The organism is Nonomuraea sp. NPDC001699 (genome assembly GCF_053596455.1).
Window position 1 is genome coordinate 54,913 of sequence record NZ_JBSFGF010000035.1, and the last position, 16,057, is coordinate 70,969.

Here is a 16,057-nt window from a genome sequence, read left to right on the forward strand (position 1 = left end):
AGTGGGGCTTCTATGAGAGTAATCGTGGCGGGAGCCGGGGTCGCGGGGCTCGCGGCGGCGCGCGGCCTGCTGAACGCCGGTCATGACGTCGAGGTGTACGAGAAGGCGCCCGAGCAGCGCACGGCGGGCGGCTCGGTCACCCTGTGGCCCGGCAGCACGGCCATCCTCGACGAGCTCGGCGTCGGGCACGCGGACGTCGGATGGCGGCTGGAGACGATGGAGTCATGGGCCGACGACGGCCGCCGGCTGTTCACCATCGACCTCACCGCCGCCGAGCGGCGCTACGGGCGTCCGTGCGTCCACGTGGCCCGGCGTGAGCTGGTCGAGGCGTTGTGCGAGGGTGTGCCCGTCGTCTACGGCGCGGGCGTCGAGCACGCCGAGCCCGAGCGGGCCGAGGCGCGGCTGTCCGACGGCCGCGTCGTACGCGGCGACCTGCTGGTGGGGGCCGACGGCCGCAGGTCGGCGGTGCGCCGCGCCCTGTGGGGGGACGATCCGGCCACGCTGAGCGGCTGGGTCACCTGGCAGGGGTTCACCACCGCGCCGACGTCGCTGACCGGGGCTCGCCGGGCCGTGATGATCGCCGGACGGCGGGAGCTGTGCGGGCTGATCCCGGCGGGCGAGGGCAGGCTGCTGTGGTGGTTCGACGTCCAGGCGTCGCCCGGCGGGCCGTTCTGGGGGGACGACCCCGACATCGTGCCGCGCCTGCGCGAGCGGTTCGGCGGCTGGGCCGACCCGGTGCCCACGGTGCTGGAGACGATGAAGGAGATCGACTTCTTCCCGCACCACCGGCACACGATCCCCCGGGTGTGGGGCAGGGGCCCGACCACGCTGGCCGGGGACGCGGCCCACACCATGCCGCCCACCATGGCCCAGGGCGCCAACCAGGCGCTGGAGGACGCCTGGCTGCTGACCCGCTCGGCCGGTGGCGACCTGCGCGCGTACGAGCGGGCCAGGGCGCGGATCGCGCGGCGGCCCGCCATGATCGCCGGGACCGAGGTGACGAACCGGCAGCGCTCGTTCGCCGGACTGCTCCCCGACCGGATGGCGACCTGGGTGCACACGGAGTCGCTGCGCAGGTTCAGCTCCTACCTCTTGACAGCCTTGTGAAAGCCGCCGGACGATGTCGCATATAGAGCAACTCGGTGCGTAATGCGCAACAAGGGGTGTCGGTTGACCACCACGTCGAGCTTGATCTCCACGCTTCCCGGCCGCTCCTACACCGATCCCGACCTGTTCGCCGAGGAGCAGGCCAAGATCTTCGAGTCCATGTGGTTCTGCGCCGTCCGGGCCGGCGACCTGCCCGGCCCCGGCGCGTTCCGGACCGTCCAGGTGGGCGGCGAGAGCGTGATCGTGGTCCGCGGGCGCGACGGGCTGCTGCGCGCCTTCCTCAACGTCTGCCGCCACCGCGGGGCGCGGCTGTGCATGGAGGAGCAGGGCGAGGTCAGACGGACGATCAGGTGCGCCTACCACGCCTGGTCCTACGACCTGGACGGCCGCCTCGCCGCCGCCCCCAACCTGGCGAGGATGCCCGACGTCGACCGCGTCGAGTACGGCCTGGTCCCGGTGGCCCTGCGCGAATGGCTCGGCTACGCCTGGGTGTGCCTGGCCGACGAGCCGCCCTCCTTCGAGGACACCGTCACGTACGCGGCCACCGAGCGCCTCGGCGACCCCGCCGCGATCGAGAACTACCACGTCGACCGGCTCGCCCTGGGCCGCCGCGTCGTCTACGACGTCAAGGCCAACTGGAAGCTCGTCGTCGAGAACTTCATGGAGTGCTACCACTGCGCCACGATCCACCCCGAGCTGGTGGCCGTGCTGCCCGAGTTCGCCGGCGGGTACGCCGCCCAGTACTACGTGGGCCACGGCGCCGATTTCGCGCCGCGTGTCGAGGGCTTCACCGTGGACGGCGGCGCGGGCTTCGGCCGCCTCCCCGACGTGGCGCCGGAGCAGGACCGCCGCTACTACGCGATCACCGTCAAGCCGCAGGTGTTCGTCAACCTGGTGCCCGACCACGTGATCCTGCACCGGATGTTCCCCATGGCCGCCGACCGCACGGTCGTCGAGTGCGACTGGCTCTACCACCCGGACGTGGTGGCCTCCGGGGCCGACCTGTCGCCGTCGGTCGAGCTGTTCCACCGGGTCAACGAGCAGGACTTCGACGCCTGCGAGCGGACCCAGCTCGGCATGGGGTCACGCGCCTACCGGGCGGGCGGCGTGCTGGTGCCGAGCGAGCACCACATCTCGGCCTTCCATCAGTGGGTGAACCAGCGTTTGCGCGGATAGCGCACCCGCAGGCCGCCGTACTTGGCCCGGCCGCCGACCACCAGGTAGAGCACGCCGGGCCGCCGCCTGCCGGGCACGTCGGTGACGACGGTCTGCCCCCAGTCGGTGCGGAAGGCGTCCACGTTCACGACGGCGCCCTCGGGAACGACGATCTTGGCGGAGCCGTACGTGAGGTCGAGTTCGAGGTCGACGACCGGGTGGGGGATGACGGCCTGGGACAGGTCGAGATCGACGCTGCCGTACCTGGAGGCGATCCGCAGCCGCCGGGGGACGGCCCAGTCGCCCGAGCGGCGCACGTGGCCGCTCTTGGACTCCAGCTCGACCACGTCGTCGGCCGGTGCCGTCCCGGCGGGCAGATCGGTGATCAGGCCGAGCAGGTCGCCATAGGTCTTGGAGGTGAACGCGAGTTCAAGCCGGTCTTCGAGCTCGGGACGCGTCAGGCGGCCTTCGGCGAACGCCTGCTGGAGCTGCCCTGCCGTGCGCTCCCGGTCCTCGTCGGAGACCCGCATCTGCATTTCCGACATGTCCCGAGCATAGGTTCGCGGCGATCAGAACGGGAGGCGTCGCCCTGAAGGGGTCCGCAGATCGAGGTGGGAGTACCGGCGCCCCCTCAGGGGCCTGCGTACGAGCTGAAGTCTCTTCACACCCGACAAATACCCATTTGATTGTCTTGGAGTCCTCATGCGCAGGTACCGTGATGCCTGATGTCGGCGGACCTCTTCGTGCATCCGGCCCTCTTCTACCGAGGTGACCCGGAATATGTGGCTGCCACCACGGATTTCGTGCGCGAGGGGCTGGCCGCAGGCGAGCCCGTCGCGGTGGCCGTGCCCGCCGCGAATCTGGCCAAGATCGAGGCCGGGCTCGGCGCCGACGCCTCCCGGGTGACCCTGATCGACATGGGCGTGGCGGGCCGCAACCCGGGGCGCATCATCCCCGCCGTGCTGCGGGCCGTCGCCGACCGGCATCCCGGCCAGCACGTGCGGATCATCGGCGAGCCCGTCTGGCCCGGCCGCTCGGGCACCGAATACCCGGCCTGCGCCCAGCACGAGGCGCTGATCAACCTGTCGTTCGCGGGCCGGCACGTCACGATCCTGTGCCCGTACGACCTGGAGGGGCTGACGCCCGAGGTGCTGCGCGAGGCCGAGCGCACCCATCCCGTGCTGCGCGACGCCACAGGTGAGCGGGCCAGCCCCCGCTACGCGCCCGATCTGGTCGTCGCCCGGCACAACCGGCCCTTCGACGAGCCGGCGGCGTGCGTCTCGCTGCGTTTCGACCGCACCGACCTGGCCGCGGCCCGCAACCTCGCGGGCGAGCAGGCCAGTGCGGCGGGCTTCGGGGACGACCGGCTCGACGACATCCGCCTCGTGGTGGCCGAACTCGGCGCGAACAGCCTCGACCACGGCGGCGGCTCCGGCCTGGTCAGGATCTGGACCGAGGACGCGCGGCTGGTCTGCGAGGTCGCCGACCGCGGTCACATCGCCGATCCGCTGGCCGGACGCGTCCCCGTCGAGGCGCAGCGCTCCGGCTCGCGCGGCCTGCTCATCGTCAACCTGCTCAGCGATCTCGTACGCGTCCACACCCGCCCCGGCGCGACCGCGGTCCGCGCCTACTTCGACCTGCCGGACGTCCTGGTGTAGACATCGGAGGATGATCCGGCTCCGGCCCATGCGGGCACGCGACGCGGGCGAGTCCCATCGCACCGCCACCAACCTCGAACTCTTCTTCGACCTGTGCTTCGTCGTCGCGGTCTCCTTCGCCGGCTCCCAGCTCCACCACGCGCTCAGCGAAGGGCACCTGGCCCAGGGCGTCCTCGGCTACCTGACCACGTTCTTCGCCATCTGGTGGGCGTGGATGAACCACACCTGGTTCGCCTCCGCCTACAACAACGACGACTGGCTGTTCCGGCTGACCACGCTCGTGCAGATGTCGGGCGTGCTGGTGCTGGCCGCCGGGGTGCCCAGGGCGTTCCAGGACCACGACTTCCGCGTCGTCTACGCCGGATACCTGATCATGCGCCTGGCCATGGCCGCCCACTGGCTGCGCGCGGCCTGCGGCGACCCGGCGGGACGGCCTACGGCCGTGCGGTACGCCATCGGCATCTGCCTCGCGCAGGCCGGCTGGATCCCGCTGCTGGTCGTGCCGGGGGAGTGGTACCTGGCGGCGTTCGCGTTCGGCGTCGTCCTGGAGCTCTCGGTGCCCGTATGGGCCGAGCGCGGCAGCCCGACCGCCTGGCACCCGCACCACATCGCCGAGCGGTACGGCTCGTTCACGATCATCATGATGGGCGAGAACGTGCTGGCCGCCACGGTGGCCTTCCAGGGCGAGGCGCGCGGCGGCGGCCTGCGGCCCGAGCTGATCGTGCTGGCCCTGGGCGCGCTGGTGATCGCGTTCGCCATGTGGTGGCTCTACTTCGACCCGCCGACCGCCGACATCCTCGACTCCACCAGGCGCGCCATCCTGTGGGGGTACGGCCACTACGCCGTCTTCGCGGCCGTCGGGGCCTTCAGCGCCGGGGTCGAGGTGGCCATCGACTTCGAGTCGGGCACGGCCCACCTGTCCGGCACGGGCGCGGCGCTGGCCGTCTCGGTGCCCGTCGCGGTGTTCCTGTTCATGGTCTGGCTGCTGCACGTGCGGCCCCACCGCTACGGCGCGGCCGACAGCGCGGCCTTCCTGGGGGCGGCCGTGCTGGTGCTGTTGTCGGCGCTGACGCCGACGCCGGTCCCGCTGATCGCCGTCGTGCTGGTCGCGCTGGTGATCGTGACCGGTGTGACCAGGCGCGAGGCCCGGCGCCCGGCCTCCGGCGCGCTCGGCTAGCGGGCGGGAGGACGCCCGCTCACACCCGGCCCTTGTAGACGTCGATCTTCAGGTCGAGGACCTTGATGTCCTTGCTCAGCTCGGCGATCCTGGCCTGGACGCGCTCGCGGTGCAGCTCCAGCATGGCCAGGCGCTCGGGGGAGGTGTGCTCGCCCATGCGGCGCAGCTCCGCGTAACGGCACATGTCGGCGATGGGCATGCCGGTGGTCCTGAGCTTGGTGAGGAAGTCCAGCCAGCGGAGATCCTCCTCCGCGTAGTCCCGGTGCCCGCTGAGGTTGCGGCCGACCGAGTGGATGAGCCCGATGCGCTCGTAGTAGCGCAAGGTGTGGGCGCTGAGGCCCGAACGCTGGGCGGCCTCTTGGATCGTCATGCGTAAAGGTTCACCCTTTGAGTGCACTCGAAGTCAAATCGAGGGTGCCGCCGGCTGTAGCCACCCTGAGGGGGCAGGCCCTACTCAGGGTCATCTTCCCGCAGGTCGGAGGCCCGACCCTGAGGCCCCGCGACCAAGGTCTTAAGGGACGAGTCAGGGCCCGCTGGGGCTCATCTCCGATGTTGGCAAAGAGCGCATTCCGCGAGCTTTAAGGCATGAGGGGATTGCTTGCCAGCGGATTCACGGCGATCGGCATCGGGACCGGCGCCATGCTCACCTTGCACGCCGAAGCGGGCCTCGACCCGTTGCACAGCGTGATCAGCGAGTACGCCTTCCAGGCGTCCGGATGGTTGCTGCCGGCCTCGCTGACGCTGTTCGCCGTCGGGTCCGGGCTGATCGCCGAGGCGCTGCGCCGCTCCGGAGCGAACCGCTGGGTCGTCGCGCTGCTGCTGGCGTGGGGGGCGAGCATGTTCCTGATCGGGGCGTTCCCGACCGACCGTCCCGGGGTGCCGCTGTCGTTGTCCGGAGGCATCCACCGCTACGCCGCCTTCGCCGCCTTCCTGGTGATGCCCGCCGCGGGCTTCCTGCTGGCCAAGGCCAGGACCAGGTACGCCACGGCGATGCGGGTGCTGAGTGGCGTGGCCCTCGGCGCGCTGCTGCTGGTCGTGGTCCCGTACGTGGTGCGCATGTTCGGCATCCCCTTGAGCAACGACGACATCCCGGCGGGCCTGACGCAGCGGGTCGTGGTCGTGACCGAGATCGGGGTGCTGGCGCTGGCGGGCCTGTCGATGCTCAGGCCGGCGGCCCGGCGGGTGTCGGCCGTGCTGGCGTGACGCCTGGTTCGCGAGGGGCGGGATGATCTTCCCGCCCCCTTTCGCGTGAGAACGGTCCGCTCCTGGAAAGAGGAGAGGCATCTGACCTCGGGCAAGGAGCTGTGAACATGACCATTTTGATCGCCTATGACGGTTCGGACGACTCCAAGGCCGCCATCGCCTTCGCCGGACGAGCGGTGCAGGACAGGTCCGCCGTCGTGCTGACGGTGTGGGAGCGGCTGGCGATGACCTCGGCCCGCGCCTCGGCCGGGCTCATGATGACCCTCGACAACACCGCGGCCGAGGACGAGGCGATCGGCCAGGCGATGACCGAGCTGGCCGGACACGGCGCCGAGCTGGCCCGCGAGGCCGGCCTCGACGCGACACCGCGGTGCGACCTGGACTCGGTGGCGGTGTGGTCGACCATCGTGGACGTGGCCGACGAGATCGACGCCACCCTCATCGTCACCGGGACACGGGGACTGGGCGGAGTACGGTCGTTGCTGCTCGGCAGCACCTCGGACCGCGTCCTGCACCACGCCCGCCGTCCCGTGCTGGTGGTCCCGGGCCCCGAGGCGACCTCCTGACGGCCCCGGGGACGGGAACGCCGGGAACGTACGGCAGAGTGGGCCCCCTCGGGATCCCCTGACCGGCGACCCCCGACGCGGGCGCGGGCCCGGAGGAAGGGGCGGCATGGCTGACGGCCTGGCACGGCGGCTGGGCACCGGCGACGCGGTCGTGGTCGGGCTGAGCGCGATGATCGGCGCGGGCGTGTTCGCCGCCTTCGCCCCGGCCGCCGCCGCGGCGGGAGGCAGGCTGCTCGCCGCCCTCGCGCTCGCCGCCGTCGTGGCCTACTGCAACGCCACGTCCTCGGCCCGGCTGGCCGCGCTCTACCCCGAGTCCGGCGGCACCTACGTCTACGGCAGGCGACGGCTCGGCCCGCTGTGGGGCTACCTGGCGGGCTGGGGCTTCACCGTCGGCAAGACGGCCTCGTGCGCCGCGATGGCGCTCACCTTCGGCTCGTACGTCGCCCCCGGCGCGGCCCGGCCCCTGGCCGTCGCGGCGGTCGTCGCGATCACCCTGCTCAACCTCTACGGCGTCCAGCGCTCGGCCGCGGTCGCCCGGGTGATCGTCGTGCTCGTGCTCGCCGTGCTGGCGGCGGTGATCGTCGCCGGGCTGACGGGGGAGCGGTCGTCTGTGACGCCCGAGGCCGCGCTGTCCGGGGGCGGCCTGTGGGGGGTGCTTCAGGGCGCCGGGCTGCTGTTCTTCGCGTTCGCCGGATACGCCAGGATCGCCACGCTGGGGGAGGAGGTGCGCGATCCGGCCCGGGCCATCCCGCGGGCGATCGGCATCGCCCTGGGCGTCACGCTCGTCGTCTACACGCTGGTGGCGGTGGCCGCCCTGCGCACGCTCGGGGCGTCCGGGCTGGCCGGGTCGGCGGCGCCGCTGGCCGACGTCGCACGGCGGGGCGGGGCCGAGTGGCTGGTCCCGGTCGTGGGGGCAGGGGCGGCGGTGGCCTCGCTCGGGGCGCTGCTCGCGCTGCTGCTCGGCGTCTCGCGTACCGTGCTGGCGATGGCCAGGGAGCGCGACCTGCCGGGCGTGCTGGCCGCGGTCGATCCGCAGCGGCGGGTCCCGCGCCGGGCCGAGGCGGCGGTGGGGGCCGCGGTGGTCGTGCTGCTGCTGGTGGCCGACCTGCGCGGCGCGATCGGGTTCTCCTCGTTCGGGGTGCTGGTCTACTACGCGATCGCCAACGCCGGCGCGCTGACGCTCTCGCGGGCCGAGGGCGCGCCGGTCAAGGCCGTGCCGGTGCTCGGGCTGGTCCTGTGCCTGGTGCTGGCGTTCACGTTGCCGCTCGCGTCCGTGCTCGCGGGCGTGGCGGTCTTCGCCGTGGGGCTGGTCGCGTGGGCCGTACGCCATCGCTCGTGATCGTGCCTCGACCGGCTCGCGGGCGTAGACTGGCCGCGAATCCCTTCGGTGATGGCCCGGGCGTGCCGACGAAAGCGCCCTCCTCGTGAACGTCCGCGTAAGGAACCTCCTCCCGGCCGCATGAGCGGCATCCGGGTGCGCACCTCCGGAGAGCTCCGGGCCCAGCGGCGGCGCAGGCCGCCCCGATGCCTCGGCCACCTCACCGTCGCCCCTCTGTGGCCCATGCACGGCGTCAACCTCGGCACCCTGCTGCGCACCTGCGACGCGGCCGGCGCCTGCATGGCCGTGCCGCGCCTGCCGTGGGTCCCCGAGGCGCTGGCCAGGGGGAACACGCTGCGGGCCGGGGCGTGCGTGCACTGGGTGAAACCGCTGCCCTGGCTGGCCTCCCGGCGCGAGCGCGTGCTGGGCGTCGAGCTGGCCGAGAACGCCATCAGGCTGGCCGACCTGCCCATGGCCCGCGAGCCCACCGTCGTCGTGCTCGGTCATGAGGCCACCGGCATCCCCGGCGAGGCGCTCGACCTGCTCGACGCCGTGGTCGAGATCCCGATGATCGGCACCGGGGCCAGCCTCAACGTGGCGGTGGCCGGGTCGCTGGTGCTTTACAAGCTCGCCGGGCTCGCCTGAGAACGGTACGATGCCGACATGACGATCAGCGCGGTGATGATGACCCCGTAGGGGGTTTCACCGACGACGTCCTGTTGAGGCCCTGCGACCCGGGGCCTCTCGTCGTGTCGGGGCCCCTTCGGGAGGCGACCGATGTACATCACGACGACCATCCCCTACGTCAACGCGCGACCGCACCTCGGGCACGCGCTGGAGCTCGTCCAGGCGGACGTGCTGGCCAGGCACCACCGGCGGCGCGGCGAACCCGTGCGGTTCCAGACCGGGACCGACGACAACTCGCTGAAGAACGTGCTGGCCGCCGAGGCCGAAGGAGTGCCGGTACGGGAGTTCGTGGACCGCAACGCGGCCGCCTTCCAAGGGCTGCGGGAACCGCTGGACCTGTCCTTCGACGCGTTCGTCAGGACGAGCAGCCATCCCGGGCACCGCGCCGGCGTCGAACGCATCTGGAAGGCCGTCGAAGGCGACCTCTACCAGCGGCACTACGAAGGGCTCTACTGCGTGGGCTGCGAGCAGTTCTACCCGGAGGGCCCCTGCGAGGAAGGGCACGAGGCGCCCCTGCAGGCGGTGTCGGAGCGGAACTGGTTCTTCCGGCTCTCCCGCTACCAGGACGCCCTGCTCGACCTCATCCGCGGCGGCGACCTGCGCATCGAGCCGGCGGCCCGGCGCAACGAGGTGCTGGCGTTCGTCGAGGCGGGGCTGGCCGACATCAGCGTCTCGCGGTCGGCGGCGCGCGCCCGCGGCTGGGGCATCCCCGTGCCGGGCGATCCCAGCCAGGTCGTGTACGTGTGGTGGGACGCCCTCGCCAACTACGTCACCGCCCTGGAGGGCTCGGAATACGAGCGCTGGTGGGTGGCCGAGCCGGACAAGGTGCACCTGGTCGGGAAGGGGGTGATCCGCTTCCACGCGGTCTACTGGCCGGCGATGCTGCTGGCCGCCGGGCAGCCGCCGCCCTCGCAGATCTTCGTGCACGACTACCTCACGGCGAACGGCCGCAAGATCAGCAAGTCGTCCGGGACGGCCGCCGACCCGGTGGCCCTGGTGGACGCGTACGGCGTGGACGCGGTGCGGTGGTGGCTGCTGCGCGAGGTGCCGCGCGTGGGCGACGCCGACTTCACCGAGGAACGCCTGGTCGCCAGGGCCGACGAGGACCTGGCCAACGGCGTGGGCAACCTGGTCAACCGGGTGGTCACCATGGTCCACCGGTTCCTGGACGGATACGTGCCGGAGGTGCGCGAGGAGTTCGGGCCGGGCGACGTGCACGGCGCGCTGGGGGACTTCGACTTCCGCCGGGCCGCCGGAGCGGTGTGGCGGCTGGTCGAGGAGGCGAACAGGTACGTCGAGCGCGTCCGGCCGTGGAAGCAGCCCCCGGCCGAGCGGGAGGCGTCGCTGGGCGTGCTGGTGGGGGCGTGCCGGACGCTGGCCGACCACCTGGAGCCCTTCCTGCCGACGGCGGCGGCGCGGGTGGCGGCGGCGGTGGCGGGGGAGCGGTTGCCACGGCCGGAGCCGCTGTTCCCGCGCCTGACCCGATGAGTCCCGACATGTACGGACGCGTCCACTCCCGGTGTGGACGTGCCGACCCGGGGATGGTTGACGGTGCGGCAGGGGCGGCCTAGGTTGGGCCCACTTGCTGACCAGTCGGTATGGAGGTCCCATGCCCACCGTCGAGACCGTCCGCGGTCCGATCGACGTCGAGGAGCTCGGTCAGACGCTGATGCACGAGCACGTCTTCGTCGTGGCCGCCGAGCACGTGGACAACTACGGCAAAGGCGCCTGGTGGGACGAGGAGTTCCGGGTCGCCGACGCGATCTCGAAGCTCAACGCGGTGGCGGCCAAGGGCGTGCGGACGATCGTCGACCCGACAGTGTGGGGCCTGGGCCGCCACATCCCGCGCATCCAGCGCGTGGCCGCCGGGGTGCCCGGACTCAACATCGTCGTCGCCACCGGCCTCTACGCCTTCGAGGAACTGCCCCACCAGTACGAACACCGCGGCCCCGGCCTGTTCCTCGACATGCCGGACCCGATGATCGACGACTTCGTCCGGGACCTCACCGAGGGCATCGCCGACACCGGGGTCAAGGCCGCGTTGCTCAAGTGCGTGGTGGAGCACAAGGGCCTGACGCCCGGCGTCGAGCGCATCTGCCGGGCCGTCGCGCGGGCCCACGTACGGACCGGGGCGCCGATCACCGTACACACGAACTCCTTCACCCAGAGCGGTCTGCTCGTGCTCGACCTGTTCGCCAAGGAAGGGGTGAACCTGGAGAAGGTGGTCATCGGGCACGCGGGCGACAGCAACGACCTCGACTACCTGATGCGCCTGGCCGACACCGGCGCGACGCTGGGGATGGACCGGTTCGGTCTCGACGCCTACAACTCGACCGAGCAGCGCGTGGCCACGGTCGCCGCCCTCTGCGGACGCGGATACGCCGACCGCATGGTCCTCAGCCACGACACCGCCTGCTTCATGGACTACTTCGGCGGCGCATGGGACGAGGCCAGAAGCACGCTCGCGCCGAACTGGCGCTACGATCACATTCACGATGACGTACTGGCCGCACTGCTCGACTCCGGTGTCACCGACGACCAGATTGAGCAGATGCTGGTGTTCAACCCAAGGCGTTACTTCTCGTAAAGTGGTCGAGAAGTGACGACAAGTGGGAAAGCGACGCAGGTAGGTGGAGCTGGGTGACTTCGGAGCAGGCTTTGTCGATCAGCCTCGGACTCCAGGGCCCCTGCGTCATCGCGCGGCTGACTGGAGATTTCGACTTCGGGTCCGCGGCCGAGGTGCGCGACCGCGTCACCAAGGCGCTCGACCTCACCCAGCCGCCGCTCCTCGTCATCGACATGCAGGCCGTCAGCGTCTGCGACTCCTCCGGCCTGTCCGTGCTGGTCTACCTGCACAAGGCCGTCACCGCCTCCGGCGGCAAGCTGCTGCTGTCCGGTCTCAACGGCCGGTGCAAGCACCTGTTCGCGATCACCGCGCTGGACAAGTTCTTCGACATCCGCAGCACGGCCGAACTCGCCATCGCGGAACTCAACGAAGCCGGGAATTCGCCGCCGTTCACCGGGTAGTTGCCGGCACATGTCGGCCGCAGAGCCCGATCCGCTCGGCATGTACCTGAAGCAGATCGGCAAGAACCCCCTCTTCTCCGCCTGATCAGGTCCAACCTCCGCCTGGTCGTCGCCGCCGCCAAGCGTTACGCCTTCCGCGGGCTGCCGCTGCTCGACGTCATCCAGGAGGGCAACCTCGGGCTGATCAGGGCCGTGGAGAAGTTCGACTACACCCGCGGGTACAAGTTCTCGACGTACGGGATGTGGTGGATCCGCCAGGCCATCGAACGCGGCATCCACGACAAGAGCCGCACCGTACGGCTGCCCATCCGCGTGGGCGAGGAGCTGTCGCGGCTGCTCAGGGTCGCATCGCCGACCTGATCGCCGACGAGGACGGCATGGGGGTGCAGGAAGTCGCCGAACACCGTGCCATCGCGGACCGCCTCGGGCTGACCAGGGAACGCGTCAGGCAACTGGAGAAGCAGGCGCTCAAACGGCTCCGCCAGGACGGCCCCTTAGAGGTCGCGCGGATAGGCGCTCCTGAGGTGCCTCTGGGTGATAGATGTCCGCTGCTAGGCTGAATGCATGTCAGCCGCATCGTGCTCGGCCGCTTGCGCGGCAGTGACCAGAACGCCCCGCTAGCGGCGGGACGTTCGACTCACAGCACCACCAACCTGGAACGTCCAGCCGCTTCGTGATCAGTCCGGAGCGGCTCTCTGTGCTGCCCGGAAACTCTTCAGAGCGACGGAGCACTCGATGCTTTCAGGCATTTCTTCTTCCCGCGGGCGAAGTGCGTCTTCCACGCGCGCATGGCTCGTGCTGTGCGCGATGTCCATGCTGCAGTTCCTCATCGCGGTCGACGTGACCGTGGTCAACATCGCGCTGCCCTCGATCGGTGCGAATCTCGGCGTCGAGGGCCACTCGTTGACCTGGGTAGTGGTTGGCTACACTATCACCGGCGGCGGGCTGCTGATGCTCGGCGGTCGCCTCGGCGACCTGCTGGGCCGTCGCCGCACGCTGCTGGTCGGAACCACCTTGTTCGGTGCAGCGTCTCTGCTGGCGGGGCTGGCCCCCTCGTTCGCAGTCCTGGTGGTCGCGCGCCTCCTTCAGGGAGCCGGCGAGGCAATCGCGCTGCCGGCCGCGATGGCCACCATCGTGCTCATGTTCCCGGAAGGCCCACGCCGGTCGCGAGCTCTGAGCGTGTGGGCTGCGGTCGCCAGCTGCGGGCTGGTGCTCGGGTTCGCCCTGTCGGGAATCATCACCGCCCATCTGGGCTGGCGATGGATCTTCCTGATCTCGGTGCCGTTCATCCTGGTCGTGATCGTGGCCGCGCTCATGCTTGTCCAGGGCGACCGTCCCGCTCCCCGTGGACGGGCCCGACTGGACCTGCCGGGCGCGATCTTGCTGACCGCATGCCCGCTGCTGTTCACCTACGCCGCGGTCGAGGCGGGTGAACCCGGCACGAGCCCGTGGGTGAGCCTGGCGTCGCTGGTCGGCGCGGTGCTGGCCGCCGCCAGGTTCATGCGGGTCGAGTCGCGGTCCCTGAACCCGCTGGTGCCGCCGGCCTTCTTCGCCAACCGCCCCCGCATGAGGGCGAACCTGACGACGATGCTGCTCAGCGGGGCGCTGTCGACCTCGTTCCTGCTGTTCACGTTCTACCTGCAGGAGCGTCTCGGGATCGGTCCGCTGGGCGCCGGGCTCACGATGCTGCCGTTGGCCGTCGCGCTGATCGCGGCCTCGGTTCTTGTGCCCCGGCTGCTGGGAAGCTGGGGAGCACGCGCGTGCGTGCTGGCAGGCCTCGGCTCCGCTGCGGGCGCGATGACGGTGATCGCGCTCGTGGCAGCTCTGGGGGCCGGAGCGGCGTGGCTGCTTCCGGCGATGCTGCTGATCGCCGCCGGGATGGGCTTTGGCCTGGTGGGGCTGCAATACATCGCGGTCAGCGGAACCACTGACGAGGACGCCGGGATCGCCTCCGGCATCCAGCGAGCAGCCGACCAGCTTGGAGGGGCCAGCGGCGTAGCGGTCTACGTGGGCATTGGGTTCGCCCCCGCCGTACACGCCGGCGACCCGTTCCTGATCGCCGCGGTGCTCGCCATCGCCGGGCTGGTCGTCGGTGCCGTGGTCATCAGCCGTTCCTCGGCCACGACAGAGCTCCAGCCGAAGGCCGAATAAGAAACCATGCCGCCACGCACTGCCCTCGCGCGGTGCGTGGCAGCACGCCCCGCCCGGCACGTCAAGGATCAGCAGAAGCTCACGTGCCCATACTCCCCGCTTCTGTCACCGACCCCCTGTGGGACCAGTTCCAGGTTCTCCTCCTGAGCGAACCGTCATCCACCCGTTGGGCTGCCATCGGCCCGTGTTCCCGACCGAGTCGTCTTCGAGCAGCTCCACGCCTGGCTCTGGGGGCATACGACCAGACCATCGGACTCGACCTGAAGACTTACTGGCCTGGGCATCCTGACCTCACCCTCCCCGCCTGCCTCTCAGGCAGCGGACGGGGGCCGAGCCTGCGCCCGGCCCCCGTCACTCCTCGGGTCCTGGGTCAGGCGGTGACGAGGAGCGCGACCCCGATCAGCACCGCAACCGGGACGAGCCACATGACGGCCTCGACAGCGAACTCCTTGTACATCGCGCAAGTCTCCCTCGAAACGCCCAAGTGGGGCACTGCTAAACGTCACTGCGCAGCATAGCCGCCCCCACCCCCATCGCGGTCCACCCACTTCCGGCAAGGCCCACCCCTCGGTCACACGTTCGCTGCCCGGGCCCTCGTCACAGCTGTCGGCGGGCGATGCGCTTCCCGAGTCCTGCCAGGGACTCGTCCGCCATCAGGGCGGGCAGGCGCGGGGCGTCCAGGTCGATCTGGTGCAGGACGGCGGGATGGCCGCCGTTGAAGCGGCTCCACGCCCGGACCACCTCCGGCATCGCGGCCACCGCCGGGTCCGACAGGATGGCCTCCCTCGGCAGCCACGACGTCAGGAACTGGCTCACCCGGGCCGGACTCCACCACAGCGGACGCCCGCCCACGAACTCCACGAGCTTCTCGAACGCCTCCCGCGCCCCCGGCACGTCGGGCAGGTCGTGGAAGTCGGCCATCGTCCCGTCGGGCGCCTGCCGGACGAGCCCCGGCACGGCGAGGGCCCGCGCGACGGCCAGCGGACGGACGGCGGCCAGCGTGTCGGCCACCTGAGCCCCCATGATCCGGTCGCCCAGCTCGAACCCGTCCAGCACCCGCCCGGCCACCACCCCGGGCTCGGCCGGGCTCAGGCCCAGATCGTCGAGGAACTTGACCTCCTCGACGACGGCGTCGACGGCGAGGCCGCCGTTGGGCTGGTCGATGCCGACGACGAGGAGGTGCGGCTCCTTGCCGTTCCCGTACCGGAACGACAGGACGGCCAAGGTCTGCTCGCCGTACGGGTCGGCCTTGCCGTACCAGGCTCCTTCGCAGGTCACCTGGCCCATACGGCCTACCCAGCCGGGCAGTCCGAGATCGGCGTACGTCGTCCCGGGAACCTCCACCCCGAGAATCCGCAGCGGTCCCTCATCCGATTCCGGCTCCCGCCCCTCGGACGCCCCGAGAGCTTCCCGGTCCTGTGTGCCGGACGTGGCGAAGGCTTCCCGCTCCTGTGTGCCGGACGTGGCGAAGGCTTCCCGGTCCTGTGTGCCGGAGGCTCCTGGCTCCGAGTCCCGCCGGTCTCCGTCCGGTACGTGCTGATCGGCCGTCGGGTCAGCCGGCTCGTCGTCGGCGTCCGGGAAGGGGTGCGTCCCCGTCCGACCGGTCCTGTCGATCGCGGCCAGGGCGGCGAGGGTGAGGCGCGACTCGGCGCTCCCGTCCTCGGCCAGCTCGCGCAGGAACGGCTCCACCTCGTCGGGCTCCAGACCGGCGGTGAGCCGGGCCGCCCAGAGCTCGGTCCGCAGCGGCGAACGCCAGCGAAGCAGGTCGCGGGCTTGGGCGACGGCCGCGGAAAACGCAGTTGTGCTCACCCCCCGACCGTACCGCCCCACCCACCGACGCCCCCCACCCACCGACACCCCGGCTGGATGGTGGGCCGGTCAGGTGATGGTGGCCGGCCCACCGTCCAGTGGCTGGGATGCTCCTATTGACGTCAAGTGGGGCGATCATGATCGCTTGGTGATGATCTGGTAGAGCTCGCGGGCGATGTAGCGCTTGAGGCAGCGGATG

Annotated in this window: 16 protein-coding genes and 1 pseudogene; 14 read left to right on the plus strand and 3 right to left on the minus strand. The window is 71.1% G+C overall.

What is annotated here, in order from left to right; translation table 11 throughout:
- Positions 1-12: 12 nt before the first annotated feature.
- Both ACWCSU_RS48775 and ACWCSU_RS48780 read left to right on the plus strand, forming a co-directional pair.
- Positions 13-1,107, plus strand: coding sequence for an FAD-dependent oxidoreductase (locus tag ACWCSU_RS48775; RefSeq protein WP_449943557.1), 1,095 nt, complete (start codon positions 13-15; stop codon positions 1,105-1,107).
- Between the two features lie 42 nt (positions 1,108-1,149).
- Positions 1,150-2,283: an aromatic ring-hydroxylating oxygenase subunit alpha gene (locus tag ACWCSU_RS48780; RefSeq protein ID WP_449943560.1), complete on the plus strand. Its 1,134-nt coding sequence runs from the start codon at positions 1,150-1,152 to the stop codon at positions 2,281-2,283.
- Here ACWCSU_RS48780 and ACWCSU_RS48785 read toward each other — a convergent pair.
- Positions 2,253-2,807, minus strand: a complete 555-nt coding sequence (locus tag ACWCSU_RS48785; protein ID WP_357699328.1) for a DUF1707 SHOCT-like domain-containing protein — start codon at positions 2,805-2,807, stop codon at positions 2,253-2,255. The genes ACWCSU_RS48780 and ACWCSU_RS48785 overlap by 31 nt on opposite strands.
- 180 nt (positions 2,808-2,987) lie before the next feature.
- Between ACWCSU_RS48785 and ACWCSU_RS48790 the strand changes: the two genes are divergently transcribed.
- Together ACWCSU_RS48790 and ACWCSU_RS48795 are read left to right on the plus strand one after the other, a co-directional pair.
- The gene (locus ACWCSU_RS48790; RefSeq protein ID WP_449943563.1) at positions 2,988-3,920 is read left to right on the plus strand and encodes an anti-sigma factor RsbA family regulatory protein; all 933 of its coding nucleotides are present in this window, start codon (positions 2,988-2,990) and stop codon (positions 3,918-3,920) included.
- Positions 3,921-3,930: 10 nt separating this feature from the next.
- Complete coding sequence (locus ACWCSU_RS48795) at positions 3,931-5,097, plus strand: low temperature requirement protein A (RefSeq protein ID WP_449943566.1); 1,167 nt, start codon at positions 3,931-3,933, stop codon at positions 5,095-5,097.
- A gap of 19 nt (positions 5,098-5,116) precedes the next feature.
- On the opposite strand, the gene ACWCSU_RS48800 is transcribed toward ACWCSU_RS48795, so the two are convergent.
- Positions 5,117-5,467 (minus strand): MerR family transcriptional regulator, encoded by a 351-nt coding sequence (locus tag ACWCSU_RS48800; RefSeq protein ID WP_357699334.1) that lies wholly within the window; start codon positions 5,465-5,467, stop codon positions 5,117-5,119.
- Between the two features lie 215 nt (positions 5,468-5,682).
- Here ACWCSU_RS48800 and ACWCSU_RS48805 point away from each other — a divergent pair, with 215 nt between their 5' ends.
- From ACWCSU_RS48805 to ACWCSU_RS48850, 10 genes and pseudogenes are all read left to right on the plus strand, one after another.
- Positions 5,683-6,300 carry a DUF998 domain-containing protein gene (locus ACWCSU_RS48805; protein ID WP_449943569.1) on the plus strand — a complete coding sequence of 206 codons (618 nt, stop codon included), beginning with the start codon at positions 5,683-5,685 and terminating at the stop codon, positions 6,298-6,300.
- A 107-nt stretch (positions 6,301-6,407) separates the two neighbouring features.
- Positions 6,408-6,866, plus strand: coding sequence for a universal stress protein (locus tag ACWCSU_RS48810; protein ID WP_357699338.1), 459 nt, complete (start codon positions 6,408-6,410; stop codon positions 6,864-6,866).
- A 106-nt stretch (positions 6,867-6,972) separates the two neighbouring features.
- Complete coding sequence (locus ACWCSU_RS48815) at positions 6,973-8,205, plus strand: APC family permease (RefSeq protein ID WP_357699340.1); 1,233 nt, start codon at positions 6,973-6,975, stop codon at positions 8,203-8,205.
- 120 nt (positions 8,206-8,325) lie between these two features.
- Positions 8,326-8,829 (plus strand): TrmH family RNA methyltransferase, encoded by a 504-nt coding sequence (locus ACWCSU_RS48820; RefSeq protein ID WP_357699342.1) that lies wholly within the window; start codon positions 8,326-8,328, stop codon positions 8,827-8,829.
- Positions 8,830-8,961: 132 nt separating this feature from the next.
- A complete protein-coding gene (locus tag ACWCSU_RS48825) occupies positions 8,962-10,359 on the plus strand; it encodes a methionine--tRNA ligase (RefSeq protein WP_449943573.1) in 1,398 nt (465 codons plus the stop codon).
- Between the two features lie 121 nt (positions 10,360-10,480).
- A complete protein-coding gene (locus ACWCSU_RS48830; RefSeq protein WP_357699345.1) occupies positions 10,481-11,458 on the plus strand; it encodes a phosphotriesterase family protein in 978 nt (325 codons plus the stop codon).
- Positions 11,459-11,511: 53 nt separating this feature from the next.
- Positions 11,512-11,898, plus strand: a complete 387-nt coding sequence (locus ACWCSU_RS48835; RefSeq protein ID WP_352327166.1) for an STAS domain-containing protein — start codon at positions 11,512-11,514, stop codon at positions 11,896-11,898.
- An 81-nt stretch (positions 11,899-11,979) separates the two neighbouring features.
- A pseudogene (locus tag ACWCSU_RS48840) lies at positions 11,980-12,243 on the plus strand (sigma-70 family RNA polymerase sigma factor); the annotation flags it as partial.
- A gap of 32 nt (positions 12,244-12,275) precedes the next feature.
- Positions 12,276-12,458 (plus strand): sigma factor-like helix-turn-helix DNA-binding protein, encoded by a 183-nt coding sequence (locus tag ACWCSU_RS48845; protein ID WP_449943578.1) that lies wholly within the window; start codon positions 12,276-12,278, stop codon positions 12,456-12,458.
- Between the two features lie 247 nt (positions 12,459-12,705).
- Positions 12,706-14,049: an MFS transporter gene (locus ACWCSU_RS48850; protein ID WP_449943581.1), complete on the plus strand. Its 1,344-nt coding sequence runs from the start codon at positions 12,706-12,708 to the stop codon at positions 14,047-14,049.
- A 597-nt stretch (positions 14,050-14,646) separates the two neighbouring features.
- Here the strand turns inward: ACWCSU_RS48850 and ACWCSU_RS48855 are convergent.
- Complete coding sequence (locus tag ACWCSU_RS48855) at positions 14,647-15,858, minus strand: hypothetical protein (RefSeq protein ID WP_449943583.1); 1,212 nt, start codon at positions 15,856-15,858, stop codon at positions 14,647-14,649.
- Positions 15,859-16,057 lie beyond the last annotated feature (199 nt).

Bases quoted from the DNA above. Each gene is read 5' to 3' on its own strand.
- ACWCSU_RS48775 (WP_449943557.1), top strand. From the start codon at position 13: ATGAGAGTAATCGTGGCGGGAGCCGGGGTCGCGGGGCTCGCGGCGGCG.
- ACWCSU_RS48780 (WP_449943560.1), top strand. From the start codon at position 1,150: ATGCGCAACAAGGGGTGTCGGTTGACCACCACGTCGAGCTTGATCTCC.
- ACWCSU_RS48785 (WP_357699328.1), bottom strand. From the start codon at position 2,807: ATGTCGGAAATGCAGATGCGGGTCTCCGACGAGGACCGGGAGCGCACG.
- ACWCSU_RS48790 (WP_449943563.1), top strand. From the start codon at position 2,988: ATGTCGGCGGACCTCTTCGTGCATCCGGCCCTCTTCTACCGAGGTGAC.
- ACWCSU_RS48795 (WP_449943566.1), top strand. From the start codon at position 3,931: ATGATCCGGCTCCGGCCCATGCGGGCACGCGACGCGGGCGAGTCCCAT.
- ACWCSU_RS48800 (WP_357699334.1), bottom strand. From the start codon at position 5,467: ATGACGATCCAAGAGGCCGCCCAGCGTTCGGGCCTCAGCGCCCACACC.
- ACWCSU_RS48805 (WP_449943569.1), top strand. From the start codon at position 5,683: ATGAGGGGATTGCTTGCCAGCGGATTCACGGCGATCGGCATCGGGACC.
- ACWCSU_RS48810 (WP_357699338.1), top strand. From the start codon at position 6,408: ATGACCATTTTGATCGCCTATGACGGTTCGGACGACTCCAAGGCCGCC.
- ACWCSU_RS48815 (WP_357699340.1), top strand. From the start codon at position 6,973: ATGGCTGACGGCCTGGCACGGCGGCTGGGCACCGGCGACGCGGTCGTG.
- ACWCSU_RS48820 (WP_357699342.1), top strand. From the start codon at position 8,326: ATGAGCGGCATCCGGGTGCGCACCTCCGGAGAGCTCCGGGCCCAGCGG.
- ACWCSU_RS48825 (WP_449943573.1), top strand. From the start codon at position 8,962: ATGTACATCACGACGACCATCCCCTACGTCAACGCGCGACCGCACCTC.
- ACWCSU_RS48830 (WP_357699345.1), top strand. From the start codon at position 10,481: ATGCCCACCGTCGAGACCGTCCGCGGTCCGATCGACGTCGAGGAGCTC.
- ACWCSU_RS48845 (WP_449943578.1), top strand. From the start codon at position 12,276: ATGGGGGTGCAGGAAGTCGCCGAACACCGTGCCATCGCGGACCGCCTC.
- ACWCSU_RS48850 (WP_449943581.1), top strand. From the start codon at position 12,706: ATGTCCATGCTGCAGTTCCTCATCGCGGTCGACGTGACCGTGGTCAAC.